Origin of the sequence: Rheinheimera sp. MM224, from assembly GCF_947090785.1 — a bacterium.
Taxonomy (GTDB): domain Bacteria; phylum Pseudomonadota; class Gammaproteobacteria; order Enterobacterales; family Alteromonadaceae; genus Pararheinheimera.
Genome location: NZ_OX352320.1, coordinates 1 through 25,240 on the forward strand (window position 1 = coordinate 1; position 25,240 = coordinate 25,240).

A 25,240-nucleotide genomic window follows, 5' to 3' on the forward strand; every position below is an offset into this window, starting at 1 on the left:
GTGTATCAGTCCGTTTGGAAAAATTGCCTCGAAGCGCTCCAGGCCGAGCTACCGGCTCGTGATTTTGGAACCTGGATCCGTCCATTACAAGCTGACAGCTCGCATGACGCACTGACTTTGTATGCGCCTAACCGCTTTGTGTTGGATTGGGTGCGTGACAAATACCTGAACCGGATCAATGAACTGATCCAGGGCTACTGTGGCGATCATGCGCCACGTTTACGCTTTGATGTAGGTTCAACCCAAAAGCCTTTGGCCGCCCCTGTGAATCAATTGCCACGAGTTGCACCAGCTGCAGCTCCGGTGGCTGCTATGCCTGAGCCAGCGCCAAAAACTATAGTGAATAGCAACGTCAATGCTAAACACAACTTCGATAACTTTGTAGAAGGTAAATCGAACCAGTTAGCGCGCGCTGCAGCCAAACAAGTGGCCGATAATCCGGGCACAGCTTATAACCCGCTGTTTTTATATGGCGGTACAGGTTTAGGTAAAACTCACTTATTGCATGCGGTCGGTAACGGTATTCTGGCGAAAAATCCAAATGCTAAAGTGATTTACATGCACTCAGAACGTTTTGTACAGGATATGGTAAAAGCCTTGCAAAACAATGCGATAGAAGAGTTTAAACGCTATTACCGCTCTGTGGATGCGCTGCTTATCGATGATATTCAGTTCTTCGCGAAAAAAGATCGTTCCCAGGAAGAGTTCTTCCATACCTTTAATGCCTTGCTTGAAGGTAACCAGCAGATCATTTTAACCAGCGATCGTTATCCAAAAGAAATTGACGGCGTGGAAGAGCGCTTAAAAAGTCGTTTCGGTTGGGGTTTAACTATCGCCATCGAACCACCAGAGCTGGAAACCCGGGTTGCGATCCTGATGCGTAAAGCGCAGGAGATCAATATTCGTTTGCCGGAAGAAGTAGCGTTTTTTGTCGCTAAACGTCTTCGCTCCAATGTGCGTGAATTAGAAGGTGCGTTAAACCGTATTTCTGCCAACGCCAACTTTACTGGCCGTCCTATTACCATCGATTTTGTGCGCGAAGCATTACGCGATATGCTGGCTTTGCAGGACAAGTTAGTCACGATCGAAAATATTCAGAAAACTGTGGCCGAGTACTACAAAATACGGGTGGCGGATTTATTGTCTAAACGCCGCAGTCGTTCAGTCGCTCGTCCTCGTCAAATGGCGATGGCTTTGGCGAAAGAACTGACCAACCACAGCTTGCCAGAAATTGGTGATGCTTTTGGTGGCCGTGACCACACCACAGTCTTGCATGCGTGTCGTAAAATCGAATCGTTAAAAGAAGAGACGCATGAAATTAAAGAAGATTTCCAAAACTTAATTCGAACATTGTCTTCATAATAGGGAATGGTGATGCAATTTACTATTGAACGCGACGCTCTGCTCAAACCCTTACAAATGGTGTCAGGTGCTATTGAACGGCGCCATACTTTACCTATTTTGTCGAATGTGTTGATTGAAGCGCGCGAGGACGGTCAATTAATTCTGACCGGTACCGACTTAGAAATCGAACTGGTGGCCATGTCACCTATCCAGCAACTGATAAGCCCAGGCCGTATTACTGTGCCGGCGAAAAAGATTCTGGATATTTGCCGCAGTTTACCCGACACCTCTTTATTAAGTGTCACAGTGCAAGGCGATAACTGTGTGGTCAGCACAGGCAAAAGTAAATTCACCTTATCGACCTTAAGCGCCAACGATTATCCAAATTTAGAAAGCTGGCAAGGTGAGGTCGACTTACAGTTACCACGTAGCCAGTTGCGTCATTTGTTAGACGACACCGCATTTTCAATGGCAAATCAGGATGTGCGTTATTACCTGAACGGTTTGTTATTTGAAGTGGATAACGGTACTTTACGTTCGGTCGCAACTGACGGTCACCGTCTGGCGATGAGTTCTATTGAATTGGCTGCTACAGCTGGTCATTCAAAACAAATCATTATTCCGCGCAAAGGCGTGCTGGAAGTGATGCGTTTACTCATTGCCGATGATCAACTGGTGACTTTAAGTTTAGGTCAAAACCATATTCGTTTAACGGACACTCAGTTCAGCTTCAGCTGTAAATTGATTGACGGCCGTTTCCCTGACTATCGTCGTGTATTGCCACGCAACAGCACTAAGCTGGTGACAGCACACCGTGATGTATTAAAAGACTCCTGTGTTCGCGCTTCCATTTTATCGAATGAAAAATACCGCGGCGTGCGTTTTACTTTGAGTTCAGGCGAGCTGCAAATTGTGGCGAATAACCCTGAGCATGAACAAGCGGAAGAAAGCATTGAAGTGGAATACCAGGGCGATACACTGGAAATTGGTTTTAACGTGGGCTACTTGCTCGACGTACTGAATACCTTATCAACCGACCTGGTGGTGCTGCATTTAAGTGACGGTAACTCCAGTGCGCTGATTGAAGGTGTAGCCGGTAAGTCAGGCGCCATGTACGTTGTGATGCCAATGCGTTTATAGTGAATGGCATTAAATACGCTTAGAATTCAGCAGTTTCGCAACATTGCCGAAGCTCACTTAGAGTTTCGTTCCGGGATAAACCTGATTTATGGCGAAAATGGCAGCGGCAAAACCAGTTTGCTCGAGGCCATTTATTATTTGGCGCATGGCCGCTCTTTTCGCAGCAGCAGACCAGAAAAACTGATCCGCTACGAGCAACCGGCATTTTTACTGAATGCCAAAGTTGAAATGGCGCAGCAGATATTAACTCTCGGCTTGCAGCGTGAACGCGAAGGCGAGCTGCGGATGCGGTTAAACGGCGAAGACCTGAACCGTGTCTCTGAACTCGCGCAATTGCTGCCGGTACAATTAATTACCCCAGAGAGCTTTAAGCTGTTACTGGGCGGCCCAAAAGAAAGACGGCAGTTTTTTGATATGGGATTGTTTCACGTGGAACACAGTTTCTATTCCTTGTGGAGCAAATTGCAGCGTGTACTGAAACATCGCAATGCGTTGTTAAAAACACAAAAGCGTTATAACGATGAATATGCGTACTGGGATCAGAATCTGGCCAGTTTAGCATTTGAATTACAGGCTTTACGCCAACGTTATATTTCGGCTTTAGATGCGGCGGTTCAGCCTCTATTGGTTGATGCGCACTGGGCTTCGGGTTTAACCATGCAGTTGTATTCAGGCTGGCCCGAACGCATCGATACGCCGGAGCAACTACAGCAATTATTGCAGCAGAATTTTCTGCAGGACTTGCGCTTAGGACATTGTCAGTTTGGCCCACAAAAGGCGGATTTAAAGCTGAAAGTAGCGGGCCAGGCGGTAGAAGAAGTGTTGTCGCGTGGACAACTGAAAGTATTACTCTTTGCGCTGAAAGTTGCGCAAAGTAACGTGATTTATAACTACGGCCATAAAAAGCCGGTGTTATTAATTGATGATTTGGCCTCGGAATTAGACGATAATTCCAAGCGTCATATATTTAGTTTTTTAAACACCATTAATTCGCAGGTATTTATTTCAGCGATTAATACTGATCAGGTTCTGCCAGCAATACCGGATGTGAATCCAGCATTGTTTCACGTGGAACACGGACAGATAACAATACGGACAGAATGAAGATGGCCGAAGAACATATTTACGACTCGTCGAGTATCAAAGTATTAAAAGGCCTGGATGCCGTACGTAAAAGACCCGGTATGTATATCGGTGATACGGACGACGGTTCAGGCTTACACCACATGGTATTCGAAGTCGTCGACAACTCCATCGATGAAGCCTTAGCTGGCCACTGTACTGATGTATGGGTAACTATCCACACAGATAACTCAGTATCAGTACGCGACAACGGTCGTGGTATTCCTACAGATATGCACGAAGAGGGCGTATCTGCAGCTGAAGTCATCATGACGGTATTACACGCCGGTGGTAAATTCGATGATAACTCCTACAAAGTATCAGGTGGTTTGCACGGTGTAGGTGTCTCTGTAGTAAACGCTTTATCTGACAAGTTAGAGCTGACCATTCGCCGTAAGCAAAAAGTGCATTCACAAATCTACCGTTTAGGTGTGCCAGACGCGCCTTTAGCTGTAGTAGGTGAAACTGAAGGCACTGGTACTTCCATTCGTTTCTGGCCAAGTTCAACCATATTCAGCGATATCAATTTCCACTACGATATTCTGGCCAAACGTTTACGCGAATTGTCATTCCTGAACTCTGGTGTCAGCATTATTCTGACCGACGAACGTGACGACAAAACCGACCATTTCAAATACGAAGGTGGTATCGAAGCTTTTGTGCAGTACTTAAACCGCACTAAAACTCCGGTTCACCAGAAAGCTTTTTACTTCACCTCACACCGTGAAGAAGATGGTATTTCAGTAGAAGTAGCAATGCAGTGGAACGATTCTTTCCAGGAAGGTATTTACTGTTTCACCAACAACATTCCACAACGGGATGGTGGTGCTCACTTAGCGGGTTTCCGCTCGGCGTTAACCCGGGTGTTAAACACCTATATTGAGCACGAAGGCTACGCTAAAAAAATGAAAGTTTCGGCCACAGGCGACGACGCCCGTGAAGGTTTAACTGCTGTTATCAGCGTTAAAGTGCCGGATCCTAAGTTCAGTTCTCAGACCAAAGACAAGCTGGTTTCCAGTGAAGTGAAGTCTGCAGTTGAAAGTGCGATGCACGAAAAACTGAACGAATACCTGTTAGAAAACCCGGGTGAAGCCCGCATCATTGTTGGCAAAATTGTAGACGCAGCCCGTGCCCGTGAAGCCGCGCGTAAAGCCCGTGAAATGACTCGCCGTAAAGGCGCGTTAGATATCGCTGGTTTACCAGGTAAACTGGCCGACTGTCAGGAAAAAGATCCAGCATTATCAGAACTTTACCTGGTAGAGGGTGATTCTGCGGGTGGTTCTGCCAAGCAGGGCCGTAACCGCAAAAATCAGGCTATTCTGCCGTTAAAAGGTAAAATCCTGAACGTAGAAAAAGCCCGTTTCGACAAGATGATTTCATCTCAGGAAGTAGGCACGCTGATCACAGCTTTAGGTTGTGGTATTGGTCGTGACGAATACAACCCGGACAAAACCCGTTACCACAGCATCATCCTGATGACGGATGCTGACGTCGATGGTTCTCACATCCGTACTCTGTTACTGACATTCTTCTACCGTCAAACACCAGAGCTGATTGAACGTGGTTATATCTATATTGCTCAGCCACCTTTATACAAAGTGAAAAAAGGTAAGCAAGAACAGTATATTAAAGACGATCCGGCTTTGACTGAATACTTAACCACATTGGCGCTTGATGAAGCTACTCTGCACGTCAATGCAGATGCTCCTGGCATTGGTGGTCTGCAGCTGGAAACCTTAGTACAGCTGTATCATAAAGTGTCAGCCACTATCACTCGTTTAAGCCGTAAGATCCCTTCGAACTTATTGAACGAACTGGTGTATGTGCCTGCTATTACGCCTGAGCTTTGCAAAGATGCTGCTTTAGCGGAAAGCTGGGCCAAGAACATAGTCACTCGCTTACAAGAGCGTGAAGGCGATGGTTCAAGCTATGGCTATGCTGTAGTAGAAGACCGCGAACGTCAGCTGTTTATACCAAAAGTCATTATCCGTCAGCACGGTATCGATAACGAATACCTGCTGCATTACGACTTTATCACTTCAGTGGACTACGGCCGTATTGTTGAATTAGGTGCTGCTATAGCTGACCTGATTGAAGAAGGTGGTTATGTTCGCCGTGGTGAGAAAATCAAGCCAATAGAAAGCTTTGTTGAAGGGCTTGAATGGCTGATGGCCGAATCCAAACGTGGTTTATATATCCAGCGCTATAAAGGACTGGGTGAGATGAACCCTGAGCAGTTATGGGAAACCACCATGGATCCAAATACTCGCCGCATGCTGCGTGTGACTATTGAAGACGCCATTGGTGCCGACCAGCTGTTTAGCACCCTGATGGGTGACGACGTAGAACCACGCCGTAACTTTATCGAAGAAAACGCGCTGCGGGTTGCAAACCTGGACGTGTAAGCTGTAAAGCTTGAAAACAGAAAAGGCTCCGTAAGGGGCCTTTCTGATTTAATAAAGCTTAAAAAACCCATAAAAAACGCGGCTTAGCGCTACAGTTCAGCGGCGCAAATAGGTATACTTTTCAGTCATTTTTACCAGCAGGTCAGGCTAATGCAAAAGTACGATATGAAGACCTTCCAGGGGTTGATCCTGGCATTACAAGATTATTGGGCACGCCAGGGCTGCGTTATTGTTCAGCCGCTGGATATGGAAGTAGGGGCCGGTACTTTCCATCCTATGACTTTTTTACGTTCTTTAGGCCCAGAGCCGACCAACGTGGCTTATGTGCAGCCTTGCCGCCGTCCTACAGATGGCCGTTACGGTGAAAACCCTAACCGTCTGCAGCACTACTATCAGTTTCAGGTGATCTTAAAGCCGTCACCAGCCAATATTCAGGAGCTGTATTTAGGTTCCTTACGTGAACTGGGTATTGATACTCTGGTGCACGATATCCGCTTTGTAGAAGACAACTGGGAATCGCCAACGCTGGGCGCCTGGGGTCTGGGCTGGGAAGTGTGGCTAAACGGCATGGAAGTGACTCAGTTCACTTATTTCCAGCAAGTAGGTGGGTTAGAGTGCCGTCCTGTCACAGGCGAAATTACCTATGGTTTAGAGCGTCTGGCGATGTACATCCAGGGCGTCGACAGTATTTATGATCTGGTATGGGCTGATGGTCCTTTAGGCCGTGTCACTTATGGTGATGTGTTCCACCAGAACGAAGTAGAGCAGTCCACCTACAACTTTGAATACGCTGACGTACCAGCGCTGTTCACTTACTTCGACCAGTGTGAAGCGGAAAGCCAGAAGCTGATTGAAGCAGGTTTAGCTTTGCCGGCTTATGAAAAAGTAATGAAAGCCTCACATGCGTTTAACTTACTGGATGCCCGTCACGCCATTTCTGTGACCGAGCGTCAGCGTTATATTCTGCGGGTGCGCACCCTGGCTAAAGCCTGTGCTGAAGCCTATTTCGCTGCACGGGAAAAGTTAGGTTTTCCCCTATGTAGTGATAGCAAGAGCCGTAACCAGTCTAAGCAGGAGGCATAATGTCTGTGCAAGATTTTTTCGTAGAAATTGGTACCGAAGAGTTACCACCAAAAGCTTTAAAAACCTTAGCTACTGCTTTTTGCGATAACATAGTTGAAGAGCTTACAAAACAAAACTTAAGCCATGGCGAAGTCAGCTGGTATGCAGCGCCACGCCGTTTAGCGGTTCGTGTGAATCAACTGGCGTTGCAACAGCAAGACAAAGTGGTAGAAAAACGTGGCCCGGCTTTAGCTGCTGCTTTTGATGCCGATGGTCAGCCAACCAAAGCTGCTGCAGCTTGGGCTGCGTCGAACGGTATTACTGCCGATCAGGCTGAACGTTTAGAAACTGACAAAGGCGCCTGGTTGATTCACAAAGCGCTGATTAAAGGCGAAAGCACAGCTTCTTTATTACCAGCTGTGATCACCACAGCTTTAGCTAAGTTGCCAATTGCCAAGCCAATGCGCTGGGGTAATTCAACAGCTGAATTTATCCGCCCTGTGCACACTGTCACCTTGTTATTAGGTGACGACGTAGTGCCTGCTACTATTCTGGGCAAAGAATCGGGTCGTGTTAGCTATGGCCATCGTTTCCATGCTCCAGCTTTGGTCGAAATCAAAAATGCCGATGCCTACTTAAGCACGCTGGAACAGTCTTATGTCATTGCCGACTTCGCCAAACGTAAAGCCATTATTGCTGAAAACGTGGCGGCTCAGGCCAAAGCCTTAAACGGCGTGGCGCTGATGGATGATGCCTTGCTGGAAGAAGTTGCCTCTTTAGTTGAATGGCCAGTTGTGCTGGTCGGTTCTTTTGAAGAACGTTTCCTGCAGGTTCCGGCTGAGCCTTTAATCTCCACCATGAAAGACAACCAGAAGTATTTCCCGCTGGTTGATAACAATGGCAAGTTACTGAATAAATTCATTTTTGTGGCCAACATTGCCAGCAAAGACCCAAGCCAGATCATCTCTGGTAACGAAAAAGTAGTGCGCCCACGTTTATCTGACGCTCAGTTCTTTTTTGTGACAGATGCTAAAACCAAACTGGTTGATCGTCTGCCAGCTTTAAGTACCGTATTGTTCCAGCAAAAGCTGGGTACTTTATTAGAAAAATCAGAGCGTATCGCCAAAGTAGCAGCTTTTATTGCTGGCAAAATTGGTGCTGATGTTACTCATGCAGAACGCGCTGGTTTGTTATCTAAAACCGACTTAATGACCAATATGGTTGGCGAGTTCCCTGAAGTGCAGGGCGTGATGGGCATGCATTATGCCCGTCTGGACGGTGAAGCCGAAGCCGTTGCTGTAGCGCTGAACGAGCAATACAAACCACGTTTTGCCGGTGACAGCCTGCCAAGCCAGCTTGAAGCTTGTGCTGTAGCTATCGCCGATAAAATGGATTCGCTGGTCGGTATTTTTGGTATAGGTCAGGCGCCAAAAGGCGATAAAGACCCGTTCGCCTTACGCCGTGCTGCTATTGGCGCGCTGCGTATTATGGTGGAAAAGCAGTTACCACTGGATCTGATAGAACTGATTGAATTCAGCAAAACCACCTTCGCTGACAAGCTGACTCAACAAAGTGTATCCGACGAAGTGCTGGACTTCATGTTAGGCCGTTTCCGCGCCTGGTACGAAGGCGAAGGTTTTGGTGTAGATGTGATCCAGGCTGTATTAGCCCGCCGTCCAACCAATCCGGCCGACTTCGACCGCCGTGTTAAAGCTGTAGCCGAATTCCGCAAACTGGACGCTGCTTTAGCTTTAGCAGCCGCCAATAAGCGGGTAGCGAATATTCTGGCCAAAGTCACAGAAGCTATTCCTGCCAGTATCAACAGCGCGCTGCTGAGCGAAGACGCCGAGCAAGCTCTGTATAAGGCCATAGTGGCAGAACAGGCCTATCAGGCGACTGTACGCAGCTACGCTGAAGGTTTAAGCCATCTGGCCGCCATGCGCGATGTAGTAGACCAGTTCTTCGACAAAGTAATGGTAAACGCCGACGATGCAGCAGTACGCTTAAACCGTCAGGCCTTGTTACAGCAATTACGTGAATTATTCCTGCGTGTAGCGGATATTTCAGTATTGCAGTGATATGTCGCCTTAATGGCTAACTGGTTGATACAAAATGAAAAGGAGCTTCGGCTCCTTTTTTAATTCAAGGTTTTGTAGTATTCGTTTTATCCAGCATTACTATTAGCAAAAAATATTGAAAATCAATTAATTAAAAGCTAACTTAATTTCTTGATATAGGAACTAATGAACGACACGTTCGCATATCAAGAAGTTGAATTAGCTAATAAAAATAGTAATGAAAGGTGTAAGTATGAAAATACGGTTAGAACAACAGAATATCGGTGCTGCAGTAATGCAGATAGCAGAACACGATCAATTTACTGCTATTAACTCGTTAAAAGTCAGCGGTAAAGCAGTCAGTAATTCCTTCCTAATAAACAGTCATATTGCAATTCTCTGTAAATACGCTTCAGAACCTAATGCGAGTGGCGAGTATGCTTTTACTTTTACCGAAGATCAAATGAAGACCCTTTCTTCCCTGTTAGCGAAGCATGAGCAGCTATTCTTCGGTTTAGTATGTGTTGAGGTTGGTGAAATCTGTTGCTTGCCCAAAGCTCAGTTTCAAGAGCTCATAGGTTATAGAAAGGCTTCTGCGGGAAAAGACGAGTTACAGTACACGATCTTGGTTACTTTGAAAGCAGGCTCAAGCTTTAGAGTTTATGTGAACGCTGCTGGAACAAAAGGTAAATTTGCAGGAGAGCGATTAACTATTCCTCGTAAAGACTTCCCTGATTCAATCTTTGGTTAACTTAGTCAAATTTAGACTTTAATACTTCTCGGTGAGTAGGTATTTATTGCACCAAAAGCCGAACGTTGATTAACTTAATCTTCACTGATTCAACCACTTTCTAAACAAAGCTGTTCTGGTTTTGCTGCTGATTGCTGGTTCTTTATCACAGCTTAGCACTACGGCCACTGACTCTTTGTTGTAAGGCTCTACCTGCAAGATACTGCTGATATGCAGGATATCGCTGCGGTTCAGCCGGAAAAACTCGCTGGGGTCGAGCTGGGCTTCGATATCGCCTAAATTGGCTTCTGTCAGGATATGCACGCTGTTGTGTTTATCTGTGGCCAGTAATACGCCGTTGGCGGCACGAATAAGCAGAATATCGGCGACAGGCAAAATAGATAAGCTTTGGCCTTTGCGTAATAAAAAACGCTTTTTATAAGCCAGTGCCGCAGCTACCGCTGGCTGTTGCAGCTTATGTTTGAGCTGGGCAAAGTTCAGCATGGCTTCGGCGAATCTGGGGTAGGAGAAGGGCTTTAGTAAATAATCCACCGCCTGGTACTGAAACACCTGCATCCAGTATTGATCGTAAGCTGTGGTGAAAAGCACAGGGCAAGGCAAATCCAGCTGTTCTAACGCAGTAAATACCTGGCCATCTGTCAGCTCTACATCAGAGAGAATTAAATCCAGTTGTTGAGCTTTTTGATCCGCTCCGAAAAACTCCAGTACCTGAGCTACAGAGCTGAGTTGAGCGACCACTTCGGCATCGGGCTGATGCCGTTTCAGATAACCCATTAGTTTTTCTGCCGCTAATTGCTCGTCTTCAATAATCAGTACTTTCATGGCTTGTCCTTGCTTGTGCTGCTTGTTTACACATTATGCTGCAGCGGCACTTTCACTATAAATTCGTCGTTTTGTATCACGTCTATTGGCTTGCCAAGCATGGCCAGACAACGTTCGGATAAATTAGCTAAACCAGTGCCTGTGCCGGGCTGAGCAAAAGCCTTGGGTCGCAATGGGTGACGCACTATTAACTGGTTTTGCTGCAGTTCAAGCTGAATAATCAAAGGTTGCTCGGCTGAAGCACTGTTATGTTTTACCGCATTTTCCAATAGCAGCTGCAGACAGCAGGGCACTATTTGATTGTTGACTTGTTGCTGTGGCTCAATAGTAATTTGCAGCTGAAAACTTGCCGGAAAGCGCTGCGCCAATAGCGCCATATACTGCTGCGCAAAAGCCATCTCGTCGGCCAAAGGCACCAGCGTTTTATTGCCTTGTTGCAATTGATAACGGTAAATATCGGCAAAATGGTCAAGAAATTGCTCGGCCTGCTCCGGGCTTTTATGAATAAGCACAGAGAGCACATTTAAGTTATTAAATAAAAAGTGTGGGTCCAGCTGTTGTTGCAGCAATTGCAGCTTGTACTGCTGGTTATGTTGCTGCGCCTGCAGCAGCTCCAGTTGCTGTTGTTGTTGGCGCTTTAACGCCTGCCACAACAAGTCTGCACCCGCTATTAAGCTATGTACCAGCAGATACATCAGGCCAACCCGCAAATATTGCTGCAGTATTAATGGCTGATTTGTCGCTGTGTCTATTACCAGCTGGAGTCCTGTCATCAGGCCTACAAAAATCAGCAAACTTAAGCCGAAGCTTTGGCTATAACGTTGCAGCAATGAAGCCGCAGCGCCTTTAGCCCAAAGTACTGCATCCAGCTTACGGCTTAACCAAAGCGATAAAGCTGCCTGCAAGGTTAGCCAGACAGGAGCATCGGCATGAAACTGCAGGGGTTGCCCTGGTGCTGTTTGCAGTAGCGCCAGGTACAACATCAAGCCATAGGAAAAGGCCAATAACAGTGCAAAAGTTTTTAGCTGTTTCATTAGTTCACCTTTACCGCTTCAGGTAAGCGCAGCAGTTCGCTACCATCTTCGGCGTAAAACACCAGTTGAGGTTGACCATCTGTGCCCACAGCCATTTCAATTCGTTTATTTCCTTGTGGATCATTAAGTTGCAGCATTGCCTTTTTGTTTAATGTGCCATAAAAAGCCCTTCTGTTACCATGAATATCTGGGTGTTGTTGCTCCAGTTCTTTAATGCGTGCTGAAGCTTTGGCATCACCTTTTTCTGCGGCCAGCATCAACTGCATATAATCATCAACAGGGTATTGCGGCCTGTCTACCACGTTCAGGCCAGAGATCAGCATACCGTCCTGTTCTATATGCTGCAGTGCCAGGCTTTGGTCCTGATTGTAGCGGTCAAAGGATAAATGCAGACCATGTTCCACCTTGCCGTCTTTTTCAAAACCACGGAATACGAAACCACCGTTTTCTGTGCCTTCATCATTGTAAAAAATCATGCCTGGGCGTGGGCCCGGATCAAAAAACTCTTTGCCGTCCTTAATTGCTTTAGGCGCATGGCCTGTATTAGCGATCACCAGTCGTGGATGACCGCTGGGTTCCATCACATTAATACGCTGTACATTCAGTTCACGCACAGTGCTGCTGTCGCTTGGCAGCAATTGGGTTTTGATGGTTAGAGCAGCCAAGGCTGTGATCAGTAGCAGGTTTAAGTTGGTTTGGTTAAAGATTTTGTTGGACTGTTGCATCGTATTTTCCTTGTTTATCAGTGGTTAAGTGTTTTGATGCAGGCAGTGTGGGTGATGCGGGCAGCCCCTTACAGAGCGAACCGATAAAGGGCGGAAAACCGCATTTAAAGGGAGGATAAATTCAGATGGATCAGCACGTTTTGTTTAAATAACTGCTTACATTTAATGGCTTAAGTTGTTTTTGTTTTTCTGTCAGTCTGATTGTTATTAAAAGCTAAATAAGGAAAGCCTGATGCAAAACAAGATCAATCTAAAGCTGTTGAGTGGTGGCTTACTTATGGCGAGCAGTATTCTGACAGCTCCGGCTTCAGCTATTGTTATTCGTCACGACAAAACCCCAGAGCAGTATCTGGCGTCCAAGGCTGATTTTCCGCCTTTAGTCACCTTCTACAACATTGGTGTGCACGGTACTTTGATTGCGCCTGAATGGATACTTACCGCTGCTCATACCGTATTTTGTTTAAATCCGGGTCAGCCTGTTCAGGTGGGAGATGAACTGGTTGAAGTACAGGCGCGTTACAGTTATCCCTCTTATCAGTTGGGTGAACAAAATGATTTGGCGCTGATTAAGCTGGCAAAACCTGTGCTGAGCGTGCAGCCTGCCAGGTTATACCGCCAGCAGGACGAACGTGATCAGGTGCTGTGGTTTATTGGCAGTGGTGGCACTGGCACAGGCTTAACCGGTGAAACTGTAGGCTATAAAGAAAATAATGGTGTGCTGCGTAAGGCTCAGAATAAGGTCGTAGCAGTAACCAATTCCGATCTAGGTTTTGTGTTTGAATCTGACAGCGATGCTTTGGAACTGGAAGGTGTATCTGGCAATGGTGACAGCGGTGGCCCGGCTTATCTGAAAAAAGACGATGGTTATTACCTGTTGGGCGTGAGTTCCAGAGTGGATTCCTGGTTTAAAGATGTAGGCGAATATGGCGTCAAAGAGCTGTATACCAGAGTATCAAGCCATGCCAACTGGATAGATCAGGTGATGGCTGCTGATGACTCAGCAAGAGCAAAACTAAGCTCTGCAGATGGGTTTTTACAAGAAGGTATGACAGCTGAAAATCTGCCTGGCATTTGTGCCTCTTTAAGCCTTCAAGCTAAGCCTTAAAGCTGGAAATTCGTGCCTTAGCCTGATTTTTTTACTAAATAGCGGAAAGGTTCGACACTGGTATCGCTGGCCACCAGCTCATGCTCCATAAAACGGCAAAAAGCCGGTATATCTCGGGTGGTAGCCGGATCGTCAGCGGTAATTAATAGCGTCTGGCCCGCCGTCATCTTACGGATGGTCAATCGGGTTAACATCACAGGTTCAGGGCAACGTAAACCTAAAGTATCCAGCTGCTGATCGGCTGCTAAAAATAACTGTTCAGGGTTCGACATGGCTCGGGCTCCACAGCTTTCAGACTAAAAGGGCGCTTATGCTAACTTAGCTTATTCGTGCTGAAAAGCCGGATTTAGGCGAAAACTCCAACTTCAGGCTAAGATAGGGCAAAAGGCAGCAAATTACGCTAGCATAGCGTTAATTTCGCCTACACCTGCTGTTGTGACAAGGCTTGATACAGGACTTAGCTGATGAATGATTTGGTGCTCGATCTCACCCCTTTGCATAATGCCACCAATAGGCTGCATGAAGGTTGGTTAAGGTATCAGCAAGATATAAGTGACACGCAAATTCGCGATGGTCTGGTGCAGCGTTTTGAGTTTACCTATGAAATCAGCCATAAAATGCTGAAGCGTTATCTGGAAATGGCGTCCGCGACTCCTGAGCTATTTGATCAGATGCCTTTTCAGGATTTGATCCGCACTGGTAACGAGCAGGGTTTATTACTCGGAAGCTGGCCGGACTGGCGTTTGTATCGTGAAATGCGTGGCAAAACCAGTCATAGCTACGATGAAGCTGTGGCTTTAGAAGTGGTAGCAGGTATTCCAAAATTTTTAGCTGAAGCTAGTCATTTATCTGAGCAGTTACAAAAGAGAATGGCATGAGCATTAGTCAGTTAGATATCAGTTCTGAACATTTGGCTATAGTGCAGCAGATATTGCGACAACTGGTGCCTTCCTGTGAAGTCTGGGCTTTTGGTTCACGTGTTAAAGAAGTAGCAAAACCTTTTTCTGATTTAGATTTGGTGATTATGTCGCAGCACCCTTTGTCTTTAGCCTTAATGGCCAGTTTAAGCGAAGCCTTCTCCGAGTCTGATTTACCGTGGAAAGTAGATATTGTGGATTGGTCGACAACAAGCCCGGAGTTCAGGGCCGTGATCGATCAGCAGAAAGTAAAAGTTCAGGCTCTAGTGTTTTAAATTCTCGCAGCTGTATTTCAAAATACAAATTAAAAGGGCTGGCCAAAACCAACCCTGTTATTCAACAGCTAACTGCTGGTATTTATTCGACTCTTTCAAACACTGTCGCTATGCCCTGGCCTAAGCCGATACACATAGTGGCTAAGCCGTATTTGCCGCCTTTGTCTTCCATCACGTTGATCAGCGTGGTGCTGATACGTGAACCAGAGCAGCCCAGCGGGTGACCGAGGGCTATGGCGCCACCGTTTAAGTTCACTTTGCTATCCATCACCTCCAGTAAACCTAAGTCTTTCATTACTGGCAGAGCCTGAGCAGCGAAAGCTTCGTTTAACTCGGCGTAGTCGATATCAGCAATAGTGATACCTGCAGCTTTTAACGCTTTTTTCGTGGCCGGAACCGGACCGTAACCCATAATAGACGGGTCACAACCAGCTACGCCCATACCAATGACTTTGGCACGGATTTTTAAGCCTAAGGCTTTGGCTTTTTCTTCGCTCATCACCAGCATGCCAGAAGCACCGTCAGATAAAGCAGAAGAAGTACCGGCTGTGACAGTACCATTGGCCGGGTCAAATACCGGACGTAAAGCACCCAGTGTTTCCACTGTGGTTTCTGGACGTATCACTTCGTCGGTATCAAATACTTTTAATACGCCATCAGCGTCATGGCCTTCTACCGGAATAATTTCGTTTTTGAAACGCCCCTGTATAGTTGCTTCATGAGCTAAACGGTGTGAGCGGGCACCAAACTCGTCTTGTTGCTGACGGCTGATGCCATGCAGTTTACCTAAGAGTTCAGCTGTTAAACCCATCATACCTGCGGCTTTGGCGATGTTTTTGCCTAAACCAGGGTGAAAATCCACACCGTGAGTCATTGGCACGTGGCCCATATGTTCCACACCACCAATTAAATACACCTCGCCCATGCCGGTTTGAATGGCACGTACTGCGTCGTGTAAGGCCTGCATCGATGAACCGCAAAGGCGGTTGACCGTCACAGCCGGCACTGAATGCGGAAGACCTGCTAATAAAGCAGAATTACGGGCGACGTTAAAACCTTGTTCCAGAGTTTGTTGGGTACAACCCCAGATCACGTCGTCAATTTCGGCTGGGTTTAAAGCCGGGTTACGTTCAACCAGAGCGGCCATCACATAAGCGGATAATTCTTCTGCACGCACGTTGCGGAAGATACCTGCTTTAGAACGACCCATAGGGGTACGGATACAATCAACGATCACTGCTTGTTTCATTTGTTTCTCTCCGCCTTAAACCGGGTAGAACACGGCACCAGAAGCTGCCATGGCGCGGGTTTTGTCTGTTACCTGATAGATTTCACCTAAGTGGGCGTATTTGTCAGCTAAAGCAACAAAGTTCGCCAGACCAATGGTGTCGGCATAACGCAACGGGCCACCACGGAACGGAGGGAAACCTAAACCATAAATTAAGCCCATATCAGCTTCTGCAGCGCTGGCAACTATGCCTTCTTCTAAGCAGCGGATCACTTCGTTAATCATTGGCACCATACAGCGGGCAATAATGTCGTCCGCGCTGAATTCCACGCCTGAAGCACCAGCTTTGGCCAGTAAGTCATAGGATACGGCATCAGAATCTTTTTTCGGTTTGCCTTTAGCGTCTTTGCTGTACGCATAGAAACCTACACCGTTTTTCTGACCATAACGCTGCGCCTGATACATCAGAGCGACAGGGTCGTTTTCCACTTTGCCCATACGGGTTGGGAAACCAGCAGCCATCACGTCTGTGCAGTGGAAAGCTGTATCTAAACCAACCACGTCCAGCAAGTAAGCAGGGCCCATAGGCCAGCCGAAGGTTTTTTCCATCACTTTGTCTACTTTTGCAAAGTCAGCACCGTCTAATACCAGTTTGCTGAAACCTGCAAAGTAAGGGAACAAGACGCGGTTGACATAAAAACCAGGGCAGTCATTGACCACAATAGGGGATTTACCCATTCTGGCAGCGTACGCCACTACTGCAGCTACTGTTTCTTCGCTGGTGTCTTTACCACGAATGACTTCAACCAATGGCATTTGATGCACTGGGTTAAAGAAGTGCATACCGCAGAAGCGGCTTGGATCTTTTAAGTTGGCCGCTAAAGAATCAATGGAGATAGTCGAAGTGTTTGAAGTAATAATGGCGTCAGCCGCTACTAATTCTTCGACTTCTTTTAATACAGCGCCTTTGATTTTCGGGTTTTCAACAACGGCTTCTACCACTATATCAACGCTTTTTACCGGTTCCATGCTCAAGGTTGGCTGAATACTGGCAATCACTTTTGCCATGCCAACGGCATCTAATTTTTTGCGTTCAACCTGCTTGTTCAGCAGCTTAGTGGCTTCGCCCATACCCAGCTCTAAAGCTTTGTCGGCTATGTCTTTCATTACCACTGGCACACCTTTCAGTGCAGACTGGTAAGCGATACCGCCACCCATAATGCCTGCACCTAAAACGGCTGCTTTCTTAATTTCTTTGGTTGCTACTTTGGCGGCTTTTTTCGCTTTGCCTTTGATCAACTGGTCGTTGAGGAATAAACCAATCTGGGCAGCAGCAGCTGTAGTTTTTGCCAGCTTGGCAAAAGAAGCGTTTTCTAAAGCCACAGCACCAGCACGGTCTAAGCGGGCTGCGGCTTCAATAGTTTCTACAGCCACCATAGGAGCAGGGTAATGTTTACCTGCATTGGCAAACACCATACCTTTGGCGGTGTTGAAGCTCATCATGGCTTCAGTTTTATTCAGCTTCAGTGGCTGTAATTTGGCGGCGCGTTTTTTCTGCCAGTTCAGTTTGCCTGCTATGGCATCCTTGATCATCGACAACGCAGCGTCTTTTAATTTTTCCGGAGCAACAACGGCGTCGATAGCGCCTTCTTTTAACGCAGCGTCAGCGCCACGTTCTTTGCCTGTGGTGATCCACTCCATACCACCGTCAGCACCAATAATGCGAGGTAAACGTACTGAACCGCCGAAACCTGGCATTAAGCCCAGTTTCACTTCAGGTAAACCTACTTTGGCTGTGGTATCGGCCACACGGTAGTCTGCTGTTAAGGTCCACTCGAAACCACCACCTAAGGCAAAACCACGAATAGCAGCAATGGTTGGAACTGGTAAATCTTCAGCCAGGTCAAACACGTCAGAGGCAGATTTGATCCAGGGGATAAGTTCAGCTTCAGGCTGCTGGAATGTACCTAAAAACTCAGTAATATCAGCGCCTACGATAAAAGCGTCTTTTCCTGAGGTGTAAATCACGCCTTTCAGGTTTTTATCTGCATGCAGCAGATTCAAAGCGGCGCGACAATCTGCTAAGGTTTGTTGGTCAAATTTATTAACTGAACCGGTAGCATTAAAGGTAAACTCGGCAATACCATCCGCCAGATAGGCGACGGTGATGCTGTTACTCTGGTAGATCATGAATGTTCTCCTTCGTCCCACATGGTGGACTATTGCTTTTATTCGCAACTGGTAAGATGAGTCTATTGCAGAGTCAGTGTGTCGCGGTTCAGTAAAAATTTCAACCGTTATTTAAACACTTGTTTGAATTTGCGATAGATGTTCCAGTAACTATAGGTGGTAAATATTTGTATGTGGCGTTTCTCCTCTGTTTTCCGTCCATCGCTTTGGTTGCTGGCAACCGCCGCCTTGTCCGTCGTTTTTCCTGCCCATGCCATTAATGAGGGCATGCGTAAGCGTTTTGAACTGGCTGAAAAAAATATTCATAAACTGACCGATGCCCAGGCCAAAAAAGTCTTAAAAGAAATGCAGGCTTATCCGCTGCAGCCTTATCTGGAGCTGGAATGGCTCAGCAAATCGCTGGATGAAACAGGTGAAGTCGTGCGTTTTATGCAAGAGCATCAGGGCACCCCACTGGAACGAACCTTACGCAAACGCTGGCTGATTTATCTGGCGGACCGTCAGCAAGCTCAGCTTTTTCTGAAAAACTATCAATATGGCTCGGATGTGAGCTTAGATTGTAAGGCGCTGGAAATGCGGCTGGTGCTGGAAAAGCCAGTAGCTGTATGGCCTGCAGTGCGTGATTTATGGGCGGTAGGCAAAGCGCGACCTGATGAATGCGACCCTATTTTTGACCGCTGGCGTAAAGCCGGTCAGCGTACACCAGATGCTGTCTGGCAGCGTGTATTAGCTGCAGTAAAAGCCGACAATCAGCGCATGTTGCCTTATTTACGCAGCTTGTTGCCCAACAATCAGAAGTACCTGGCTGAAAAGTGGGTGCAGGTGATGGATAACCCGTCCTTGGTGTACCGCAAAAACTTCCTGCCACTGCGTAGCCCGCTGGAGCGTGATTTAGCCGCTTATGGTATACAAAAGCTGGTTTGGAAAAAGCCAGAACAGGCCATTGATGTCTGGAACAGATTTGCGCATGACCCGGCTTTCAGCAACGAAAACCGTGCTGTGACGGCTCGTCAGATTGCTATAGCCTTAGCCAGTAAAAACGATCCCCGTGCTGATAAATTTATCGCCATAGTGCCCAATGAATACAAAGATAAGTTATTTGTGCAGTGGCAATTAGCCAGTCTGTTACGCAAAAAGGACTGGTACGCCGTCATTGAAGCGGTAAAGGCTTTACCCACAGAGCTGGCCGAAGAAGACTCGAGCCAATACTGGTTAGCCCGCGCTTATCAGCAAGTGAACTTAAAAGAATCCTCAGTGCATATTTATCAGCAACTGGCAAAGCTGCGTAGTTATTACGGTTATCTGGCTGCTGCTCATTTAGGTCAGCCACCTAGTCTGGCGCATAAACCAGTGCCAGTATCCGCTACCGACTTTTTAGCTTTTAAAAGCAGTGCACCAGTGCGTCGGATGAAAGAATGGCAAGCAATAAAACGACCTAATGCGGCCAAACGTGAACTGACGCATTTACAGCAATATGGCAGTGACTTGCAAAAATACAGTGCCGCTAAACTGGCCTTTGAGTGGGGTTGGTACGACAACGCTATAGTAGCTCTGGCCAAAGCGGGTTATTGGGACGATGTAGATTTACGTTTCCCTATGGCCTTTAACAAAGAAATTCAAACCTATTCGAAAAAGGCCAAGGTCGATCCGGCCTGGGCTATGGCGATAGCTCGGCGTGAAAGTACTTTTATTCCAACGGCTAAATCGCCTGTTGGCGCTCATGGTCTGATGCAAATTATGCCAGCAACCGCCAAACATATTACCGGTCGTCGTGTCCCTGTTGAGCAGTTGTACAATCCGGTCACCAATATTAATTACGGTACTTATTATCTGAATTACCTGATGAAAAGTACTGACAACAATGTGGTCTTTGCCACGGCGTCTTATAACGCCGGTTATAGCAGAGTGAAATCCTGGATCCCAAAAGATGGGTCAGTGCCGCTGGATATCTGGGTAGAGACTATTCCTTTTAAAGAAACCCGTGACTATGTCAAAAACGTCATGATGTATTACCAGATCTACAGCTTAAAAATGCAGAAAAGCCAGCATATTTTTGAGCCTCTGGCCGAGATGCGGGTAGGGATCGAGGGCTAAGGCTCTCGTGGTACAATGGCTTTGAATTAATAAATATTTATTGGGATCCGAATTTATGCGTCCAGCTTATCAAGAACTTTACGCCGCTCATTTATTTGTGTTGCAGCAACGCACTAAAGCCGTATTAGCCCGCGAGAATCTGGACGCTTTAGTGATCCACTCAGGCCAGGCCAAACGCCAATTCCTTGATGACATGGATTATCCCTTTAAAGTAAATCCGTTATTTAAAGCCTGGATCCCAGTGGTAGACAACCCGAATTGCTGGTTGATTGTCGATGGTGTGAATAAACCTAAGCTGGCGTTTTATCTGCCAAAAGACTTTTGGCATAAAGTGCCTGACGCTCCTGATTCATTCTGGTCTGGTTTTTTTGATATTCAAATTCTGGAAAAGGCCAATCAGGTTGAGCGTATTTTGCCTTATGACAAAGGCCGCATGGCGTATCTGGGTGAACATATTGAAGTCGCAACAGCCCTTGGGTTTAGCGAGATTAACCCTGAAGGCGTGATCTGTTACCTGCATTACCACCGTGCTTACAAAACTGACTACGAGCTCTCTTGTATGCGTCAGGCGAACAGCATTGCAGTGGCAGGGCACAACGCTGCCAAAGCTACTTTTATGGCGGGTGGTTCAGAGTTTGATATTCAACTGGCGTATCTGGCTGCTGTGGGTCAGGGCGAAAACGAAGTGCCTTACGGCAATATCATAGCGCTGAATCAAAACGCGGCTATTTTGCATTACACAGCTTTAGAGCGAAAAAAACCGGACCAATTCCATTCGTTTTTAATAGACGCTGGTGCCAGTTTCCATGGGTATGCCGCTGATATTACTCGTACTTATAGCTTTTTAGACGACGAATTCGCTGCACTGATCAATGCCATGACGGATAGTGAACTCAAACTGGTAGATGGCTTAAAACCTGGCATCAAATACCCGGATTTACATATCGAAGCTCATCAGCATATTGCCAGGATTCTGGCCGACTTTAACTTTGTACAGATGTCCGCTGAAGGCATTCTTGAATCCGGTATCAGCCGTACTTTCTTCCCGCATGGTTTAGGTCATCACCTTGGGTTACAGGTGCATGATGTTGGTGGTTTTATGGCCGATGAACGTGGTACTCATGTGGCTGCTCCTGCTGATCATCCATTCCTGCGTACCACTCGTCTGGTCGAAGCCAACATGGTCTTTACCATAGAGCCTGGTTTGTATTTTATTGACTCTTTATTAGCTGATTTAAAAGAAACTGCCCATGGTAAAGCGGTGAACTGGGACAAAGTGGCTGAATTCCGTAAATACGGCGGTATCCGTATTGAAGATAACGTCATAGTGCACAAAGACCGCAATGAAAATATGACCCGTGAGCTGAAGCTGGCTTAAGGTGTTTTGATGTCCGGTTGTTGGGTATTGGCTAAAACGGCTTCGTCTGAGCAAGAAATCAAACGCAGCCGTTTTTTATGTACTTTATGGCCGATACAAAGTCTGGCAGAAGGCCAGCAGATTATTCGTCAGCAAAAGCAGCAACATCCACAAGCAGCTCATGTCTGCAGTGCTATGCTGTTGCCTGCAGGTGCAACAGGTCAGCCGCAAGCCTTCAGTGATGACGGTGAACCTTCTGGTACCGCAGGCAAACCTATGTTGGCTGTATTGCAAGGCTCTGGCATGGTAGGGCTTTGTGCGACTGTAGTACGTTATTATGGCGGCATTCAGCTGGGCACTGGCGGATTAGTCCGTGCTTACAGTGATGCAGTACGACAAGCTCTGACGCTGGCACAACGCGAATTTATACCTATACGGCATCAGGCCACTTTGTCTATGCCTTATGCCGTTTTTGAAGCCATACAGCGCCTGTGGCAAAACCGCTGGTTGATAGACCAGCAAGAGTTTGACCAGCAAGTGCGATTAACAGTACGTATCGCTCAAAGCGACCAACAGGAATTTGAACAGCAGTTTATGCAGACCATACTCAGACTCAAAGAACCGCAAGCCACCTTGATGTGGCATAACCCGTCAGAGCAGGATTCCTGATGCAATACCGTTCCATCATCCGTATTTTAGGTCTGCTGGTTACCATCTTCAGTATTACCATGTTGCCACCAGCCTTTGTTGCCTATTGGTATCAGGACGGTGCTGGCGTACCTTTTTTATTGTCTTTTTTCCTGTCCTTGTTGATTGGTTTTGTCGTTTGGTATCCAAACCGCAATGAGAAATCTGAACTGAAAGTGCGGGAAGGCTTTTTAATAGTGGTGTTGTTCTGGACCGTATTAGGTGCAGTAGGTGCCTTACCTTTCTGGCTGACAGAAAATCCTGATATGAATCTGGCGGCCAGTATGTTTGAGTCTTTTTCAGGCTTAACCACCACAGGCGCTACAGTGCTGACCGGTTTAGAAAGTCTGCCCAAAGCGATTTTGTATTACCGCCAGCAAATGCAGTGGTTTGGCGGTATGGGGATCATCGTATTAGCTGTGGCTATTCTGCCGATGTTAGGGGTAGGGGGCATGCAGTTGTACAGGGCTGAAACTCCGGGTCCGGTGAAAGATAACAAAATGACGCCCCGTATTGCTGATACGGCTAAGCATCTGTGGTTTATCTATCTGGGGATTACTATCGCTTGTGCTGTATCTTTTTATGTCGCGGGTATGAGTGTTTTTGATGCGATTTGCCATGCTTTTTCTACCGTCGCTGTAGGTGGTTTTTCTACCTACGACGCTAGTATTGGCTACTTTAACAGCGTCAGTATTAATATGATTTGTGCCATCTTTTTATTGATTAGTTCAGTCAATTTCCCTCTGCACTTTGCCGCGGTAAGAGGCAAAAACATTAGAACCTATTGGCGCGATCCTGAATTTAAAGCCTTTGTTGCTATTCAACTGGCGTTGATGGTGATCTGTTTTCTGGTGCTGTTGGAAGAGCAAATTTATCCTGACTGGCAAAGTGCCTTAAACCATGGTTTGTTTCAGTCTGTGTCTATGTCGACTACAGCAGGCTTCTCCACCGCAAGCTTTTCCAGCTGGCCGTTGTTTTTGCCTATTCTGTTAATTTTCGCCAGCTTTATCGGTGGTTGTGCTGGTTCTGCTGCTGGTGGTTTAAAAGTAGTGCGGGTGATGTTGTTATTCCTGCAAGGTAAAAGAGAGCTGAACCGTTTAGTGCATCCACGTGCTGTGTATTCCATTAAACTCGGTCGTCGGCCAGTGCCGGATCGGATAGTCGAAGCTGTCTGGGGCTTTTTTGCCGCTTACACTTTTGTCTTTGTGGTGATTATGTTGTTGTTGCTGTTGGTCGGTATGGACAATATCAGCGCTTTTACCGCCACAGCGGCCTGTTTAAATAACTTAGGGCCTGGCTTAGGGGAAGTGGCAGCCAATTTCGCGTCAGTGCCGGATGCCGGTAAATGGGTGCTGATTATGGCGATGATCTTCGGTCGTCTGGAAGTATTCACCTTGCTGGTATTATTCACTGCCGTCTTCTGGAAGGATTAGATCTCCCGTCGTCCTTGCAGGCCAATCTTTTTCGACATCAATTTGGAATTTTAGAGAGGGGCGGGGATAAACCGCGCCCTTGTGGTGCAGGTATAAGCTGGGTATTAAATAAATATCGCGCTGACCTGGAATAAGCGTTCTACTTCGGTGATGTACTTTTTATCCACCAAAAATAAAATCACATGATCGTCAGTTTCAATCACTACGTTATCGTGAGCTATTAAGACTTCGTCGCCACGCACTATGGCGCCTATGGTCGCGCCAGGCGGTAGTTTGATTTGGCCTATAGCCTGACCTACCACTTTTGACGTCGATTTATCACCATGAGCTACAGCCTCAATGGCTTCAGCAGCGCCTCTGCGCAGTGAGTAAACGTTCACTATGTCACCGCGACGGATATGAGTCAGCAGGGCTGAAATAGTCGCTTGCTGCGGCGATACCGCTATATCGACTTCGCCACCTTGCAGTAAATCGACATAAGCGCCGCGTTTAATCAGCACCATGGTTTTTTGTGCGCCCATACGTTTGGCCAGCATGGCCGACATAATATTGGCTTCATCGTCATTGGTGACGGCTAAAAACACGTCGACCTGCTCGATGTTTTCTTCTTCCAGCAGCTCTGGGTCTGAAGCGTCACCAATATAAACCACAGTATTGTCCAAAGCGCTGGACAGGTATTCGGCGCGCTCTTTACTGCGTTCGATCAGCTTCACGCTATGGTTCTTCTCTAAAGCACGAGCCAAACCATAACCGACATTACCACCACCTGCGATCATAATGCGGTGATAGCTTTTCTCCAGCTTTTGCAGCTCGCTCATTACAGCGCGAATATGCTTAGTGGCGGCGACAAAAAACACTTCATCATCTGCTTCTATCACCGTAGTGCCTAAAGGCTTAATAGCGTGACCACGACGGTAGATAGCGGCAACACGGGCATCCACATGCGGCATATGCTGTTTTAAGGTGGATAAAGCGTGACCTACCAATAAACCACCATAATAGGCTTTTACCGCTACTAAACTAACCCGGCCTTCGGCAAATTCCACCACCTGCAAAGCACCAGGGTAGTCGATCAGACGTTTGATATAGTCGGTAACCAGGGTTTCAGGGGAAATAAAGTGATCGACCGGCATATCGTCTTTGTTAAACAACTGGTCGCGGTATTTCAGATACTGGTTGGTACGGATACGGGCAATTTTCAGCGGAGTATTAAAAATACTGTAGGCCACCTGACAAGCGACGATATTCACTTCGTCGCTGCTGGTGACCGCAATAATCATATCGGCGTCTTCAGCACCGGCACGTTTTAATATATCCGGGTGCGCACTATGGCCATGCACCACCTGCAAATCGTATCTGTCTTGCAGGGCACGTAGCTTTTCAATATTGGTGTCGACGACAGTAATGTCGTTTTGTTCACCAACCAGGTTTTCCGCTAAAGTGCCACCAACCTGACCTGCACCCAGAATTATAATTTTCATAAAGCCTCTGC

At 46.8% G+C, this 25,240-nt stretch carries 21 protein-coding genes; 14 read left to right on the forward strand and 7 right to left on the reverse strand.

Features of this window, described 5'->3' with window-relative positions; genetic code table 11:
- The 7 genes from dnaA to OM978_RS00035 all read left to right on the forward strand — a co-directional run bounded on the left by dnaA (position 1) and on the right by OM978_RS00035 (position 9,881).
- The gene (gene dnaA / locus OM978_RS00005; protein ID WP_233010039.1) at positions 1-1,362 is read left to right on the forward strand and encodes a chromosomal replication initiator protein DnaA; all 1,362 of its coding nucleotides are present in this window, start codon (positions 1-3) and stop codon (positions 1,360-1,362) included.
- A 12-nt stretch (positions 1,363-1,374) separates the two neighbouring features.
- Positions 1,375-2,484 carry a DNA polymerase III subunit beta gene (gene dnaN / locus OM978_RS00010; RefSeq protein WP_233010038.1) on the forward strand — a complete coding sequence of 370 codons (1,110 nt, stop codon included), beginning with the start codon at positions 1,375-1,377 and terminating at the stop codon, positions 2,482-2,484.
- A 3-nt stretch (positions 2,485-2,487) separates the two neighbouring features.
- Positions 2,488-3,588, forward strand: a complete 1,101-nt coding sequence (gene recF, locus OM978_RS00015) for a DNA replication/repair protein RecF (RefSeq protein WP_264344444.1) — start codon at positions 2,488-2,490, stop codon at positions 3,586-3,588.
- Between the two features lie 2 nt (positions 3,589-3,590).
- On the forward strand, positions 3,591-6,011 hold the full coding sequence (gene gyrB / locus OM978_RS00020) for a DNA topoisomerase (ATP-hydrolyzing) subunit B (RefSeq protein ID WP_264344445.1): 2,421 nt from the start codon (positions 3,591-3,593) through the stop codon (positions 6,009-6,011).
- A gap of 150 nt (positions 6,012-6,161) precedes the next feature.
- On the forward strand, positions 6,162-7,094 hold the full coding sequence (gene glyQ, locus OM978_RS00025) for a glycine--tRNA ligase subunit alpha (RefSeq protein ID WP_264344446.1): 933 nt from the start codon (positions 6,162-6,164) through the stop codon (positions 7,092-7,094).
- Positions 7,094-9,151, forward strand: a complete 2,058-nt coding sequence (gene glyS / locus OM978_RS00030) for a glycine--tRNA ligase subunit beta (RefSeq protein WP_264344447.1) — start codon at positions 7,094-7,096, stop codon at positions 9,149-9,151. The genes glyQ and glyS overlap by 1 nt, the downstream gene beginning before the upstream one ends.
- A 232-nt stretch (positions 9,152-9,383) precedes the next feature.
- Entirely contained in the window at positions 9,384-9,881 is a 498-nt protein-coding gene (locus OM978_RS00035) for a hypothetical protein (protein WP_264344448.1), read from the forward strand.
- A gap of 81 nt (positions 9,882-9,962) precedes the next feature.
- On the opposite strand, the gene OM978_RS00040 is transcribed toward OM978_RS00035, so the two are convergent.
- From OM978_RS00040 to OM978_RS00050, 3 genes are read right to left on the reverse strand one after another with little or no spacing between them, the layout of a single operon-like run.
- Complete coding sequence (locus OM978_RS00040; RefSeq protein ID WP_264344449.1) at positions 9,963-10,703, reverse strand: LytR/AlgR family response regulator transcription factor; 741 nt, start codon at positions 10,701-10,703, stop codon at positions 9,963-9,965.
- A 26-nt stretch (positions 10,704-10,729) separates the two neighbouring features.
- Complete coding sequence (locus tag OM978_RS00045) at positions 10,730-11,737, reverse strand: sensor histidine kinase (RefSeq protein WP_264344450.1); 1,008 nt, start codon at positions 11,735-11,737, stop codon at positions 10,730-10,732.
- Positions 11,737-12,462: a hypothetical protein gene (locus tag OM978_RS00050; RefSeq protein ID WP_264344451.1), complete on the reverse strand. Its 726-nt coding sequence runs from the start codon at positions 12,460-12,462 to the stop codon at positions 11,737-11,739. The genes OM978_RS00045 and OM978_RS00050 overlap by 1 nt, the downstream gene beginning before the upstream one ends.
- A gap of 232 nt (positions 12,463-12,694) precedes the next feature.
- Here OM978_RS00050 and OM978_RS00055 point away from each other — a divergent pair, with 232 nt between their 5' ends.
- On the forward strand, positions 12,695-13,567 hold the full coding sequence (locus tag OM978_RS00055) for a S1 family peptidase (protein ID WP_264344453.1): 873 nt from the start codon (positions 12,695-12,697) through the stop codon (positions 13,565-13,567).
- 17 nt (positions 13,568-13,584) lie between these two features.
- On the opposite strand, the gene tusA is transcribed toward OM978_RS00055, so the two are convergent.
- Positions 13,585-13,839 (reverse strand): sulfurtransferase TusA, encoded by a 255-nt coding sequence (gene tusA, locus OM978_RS00060; protein WP_264344455.1) that lies wholly within the window; start codon positions 13,837-13,839, stop codon positions 13,585-13,587.
- 192 nt (positions 13,840-14,031) lie between these two features.
- On the opposite strand from tusA, the gene OM978_RS00065 reads away from it, so the two are divergent.
- Both OM978_RS00065 and OM978_RS00070 read left to right on the forward strand, forming a co-directional pair.
- Complete coding sequence (locus OM978_RS00065; RefSeq protein WP_264344457.1) at positions 14,032-14,445, forward strand: nucleotidyltransferase substrate binding protein; 414 nt, start codon at positions 14,032-14,034, stop codon at positions 14,443-14,445.
- On the forward strand, positions 14,442-14,759 hold the full coding sequence (locus OM978_RS00070) for a nucleotidyltransferase family protein (protein WP_264344459.1): 318 nt from the start codon (positions 14,442-14,444) through the stop codon (positions 14,757-14,759). Before OM978_RS00065 ends, OM978_RS00070 begins: the two co-directional genes overlap by 4 nt.
- An 82-nt stretch (positions 14,760-14,841) precedes the next feature.
- On the opposite strand, the gene fadA is transcribed toward OM978_RS00070, so the two are convergent.
- A complete protein-coding gene (fadA, locus tag OM978_RS00075) occupies positions 14,842-16,008 on the reverse strand; it encodes an acetyl-CoA C-acyltransferase FadA (protein WP_264344461.1) in 1,167 nt (388 codons plus the stop codon).
- Positions 16,009-16,023: 15 nt separating this feature from the next.
- Positions 16,024-18,177 carry a fatty acid oxidation complex subunit alpha FadB gene (fadB, locus tag OM978_RS00080; protein ID WP_264344463.1) on the reverse strand — a complete coding sequence of 718 codons (2,154 nt, stop codon included), beginning with the start codon at positions 18,175-18,177 and terminating at the stop codon, positions 16,024-16,026.
- Between the two features lie 171 nt (positions 18,178-18,348).
- Here fadB and OM978_RS00085 point away from each other — a divergent pair, with 171 nt between their 5' ends.
- The 4 genes from OM978_RS00085 to OM978_RS00100 are packed head-to-tail and all read left to right on the forward strand — an operon-like array spanning position 18,349 to position 23,748.
- On the forward strand, positions 18,349-20,271 hold the full coding sequence (locus OM978_RS00085; RefSeq protein WP_264344465.1) for a transglycosylase SLT domain-containing protein: 1,923 nt from the start codon (positions 18,349-18,351) through the stop codon (positions 20,269-20,271).
- Between the two features lie 55 nt (positions 20,272-20,326).
- Positions 20,327-21,649 (forward strand): Xaa-Pro dipeptidase, encoded by a 1,323-nt coding sequence (gene pepQ / locus OM978_RS00090; protein WP_264344467.1) that lies wholly within the window; start codon positions 20,327-20,329, stop codon positions 21,647-21,649.
- Positions 21,650-21,658: 9 nt separating this feature from the next.
- Positions 21,659-22,297 (forward strand): IMPACT family protein, encoded by a 639-nt coding sequence (locus OM978_RS00095; RefSeq protein ID WP_264344469.1) that lies wholly within the window; start codon positions 21,659-21,661, stop codon positions 22,295-22,297.
- Positions 22,297-23,748 carry a TrkH family potassium uptake protein gene (locus tag OM978_RS00100; RefSeq protein ID WP_264344471.1) on the forward strand — a complete coding sequence of 484 codons (1,452 nt, stop codon included), beginning with the start codon at positions 22,297-22,299 and terminating at the stop codon, positions 23,746-23,748. The genes OM978_RS00095 and OM978_RS00100 overlap by 1 nt, the downstream gene beginning before the upstream one ends.
- Before the next feature lie 104 nt (positions 23,749-23,852).
- Here the strand turns inward: OM978_RS00100 and trkA are convergent, their stop codons facing one another.
- Positions 23,853-25,229 (reverse strand): Trk system potassium transporter TrkA, encoded by a 1,377-nt coding sequence (trkA, locus tag OM978_RS00105; RefSeq protein WP_233010017.1) that lies wholly within the window; start codon positions 25,227-25,229, stop codon positions 23,853-23,855.
- Positions 25,230-25,240 lie beyond the last annotated feature (11 nt).

What these genes read in the sequence shown, in the direction of transcription:
- dnaN (WP_233010038.1), top strand. Translation starts at nt 1,375, where the DNA reads ATGCAATTTACTATTGAACGCGACGCTCTGCTCAAACCCTTACAAATG.
- recF (WP_264344444.1), top strand. Translation starts at nt 2,488, where the DNA reads ATGGCATTAAATACGCTTAGAATTCAGCAGTTTCGCAACATTGCCGAA.
- gyrB (WP_264344445.1), top strand. Translation starts at nt 3,591, where the DNA reads ATGGCCGAAGAACATATTTACGACTCGTCGAGTATCAAAGTATTAAAA.
- glyQ (WP_264344446.1), top strand. Translation starts at nt 6,162, where the DNA reads ATGCAAAAGTACGATATGAAGACCTTCCAGGGGTTGATCCTGGCATTA.
- glyS (WP_264344447.1), top strand. Translation starts at nt 7,094, where the DNA reads ATGTCTGTGCAAGATTTTTTCGTAGAAATTGGTACCGAAGAGTTACCA.
- OM978_RS00035 (WP_264344448.1), top strand. Translation starts at nt 9,384, where the DNA reads ATGAAAATACGGTTAGAACAACAGAATATCGGTGCTGCAGTAATGCAG.
- OM978_RS00040 (WP_264344449.1), bottom strand. Translation starts at nt 10,703, where the DNA reads ATGAAAGTACTGATTATTGAAGACGAGCAATTAGCGGCAGAAAAACTA.
- OM978_RS00045 (WP_264344450.1), bottom strand. Translation starts at nt 11,737, where the DNA reads ATGAAACAGCTAAAAACTTTTGCACTGTTATTGGCCTTTTCCTATGGC.
- OM978_RS00050 (WP_264344451.1), bottom strand. Translation starts at nt 12,462, where the DNA reads ATGCAACAGTCCAACAAAATCTTTAACCAAACCAACTTAAACCTGCTA.
- OM978_RS00055 (WP_264344453.1), top strand. Translation starts at nt 12,695, where the DNA reads ATGCAAAACAAGATCAATCTAAAGCTGTTGAGTGGTGGCTTACTTATG.
- tusA (WP_264344455.1), bottom strand. Translation starts at nt 13,839, where the DNA reads ATGTCGAACCCTGAACAGTTATTTTTAGCAGCCGATCAGCAGCTGGAT.
- OM978_RS00065 (WP_264344457.1), top strand. Translation starts at nt 14,032, where the DNA reads ATGAATGATTTGGTGCTCGATCTCACCCCTTTGCATAATGCCACCAAT.
- OM978_RS00070 (WP_264344459.1), top strand. Translation starts at nt 14,442, where the DNA reads ATGAGCATTAGTCAGTTAGATATCAGTTCTGAACATTTGGCTATAGTG.
- fadA (WP_264344461.1), bottom strand. Translation starts at nt 16,008, where the DNA reads ATGAAACAAGCAGTGATCGTTGATTGTATCCGTACCCCTATGGGTCGT.
- fadB (WP_264344463.1), bottom strand. Translation starts at nt 18,177, where the DNA reads ATGATCTACCAGAGTAACAGCATCACCGTCGCCTATCTGGCGGATGGT.
- OM978_RS00085 (WP_264344465.1), top strand. Translation starts at nt 18,349, where the DNA reads ATGTGGCGTTTCTCCTCTGTTTTCCGTCCATCGCTTTGGTTGCTGGCA.
- pepQ (WP_264344467.1), top strand. Translation starts at nt 20,327, where the DNA reads ATGCGTCCAGCTTATCAAGAACTTTACGCCGCTCATTTATTTGTGTTG.
- OM978_RS00095 (WP_264344469.1), top strand. Translation starts at nt 21,659, where the DNA reads ATGTCCGGTTGTTGGGTATTGGCTAAAACGGCTTCGTCTGAGCAAGAA.
- OM978_RS00100 (WP_264344471.1), top strand. Translation starts at nt 22,297, where the DNA reads ATGCAATACCGTTCCATCATCCGTATTTTAGGTCTGCTGGTTACCATC.
- trkA (WP_233010017.1), bottom strand. Translation starts at nt 25,229, where the DNA reads ATGAAAATTATAATTCTGGGTGCAGGTCAGGTTGGTGGCACTTTAGCG.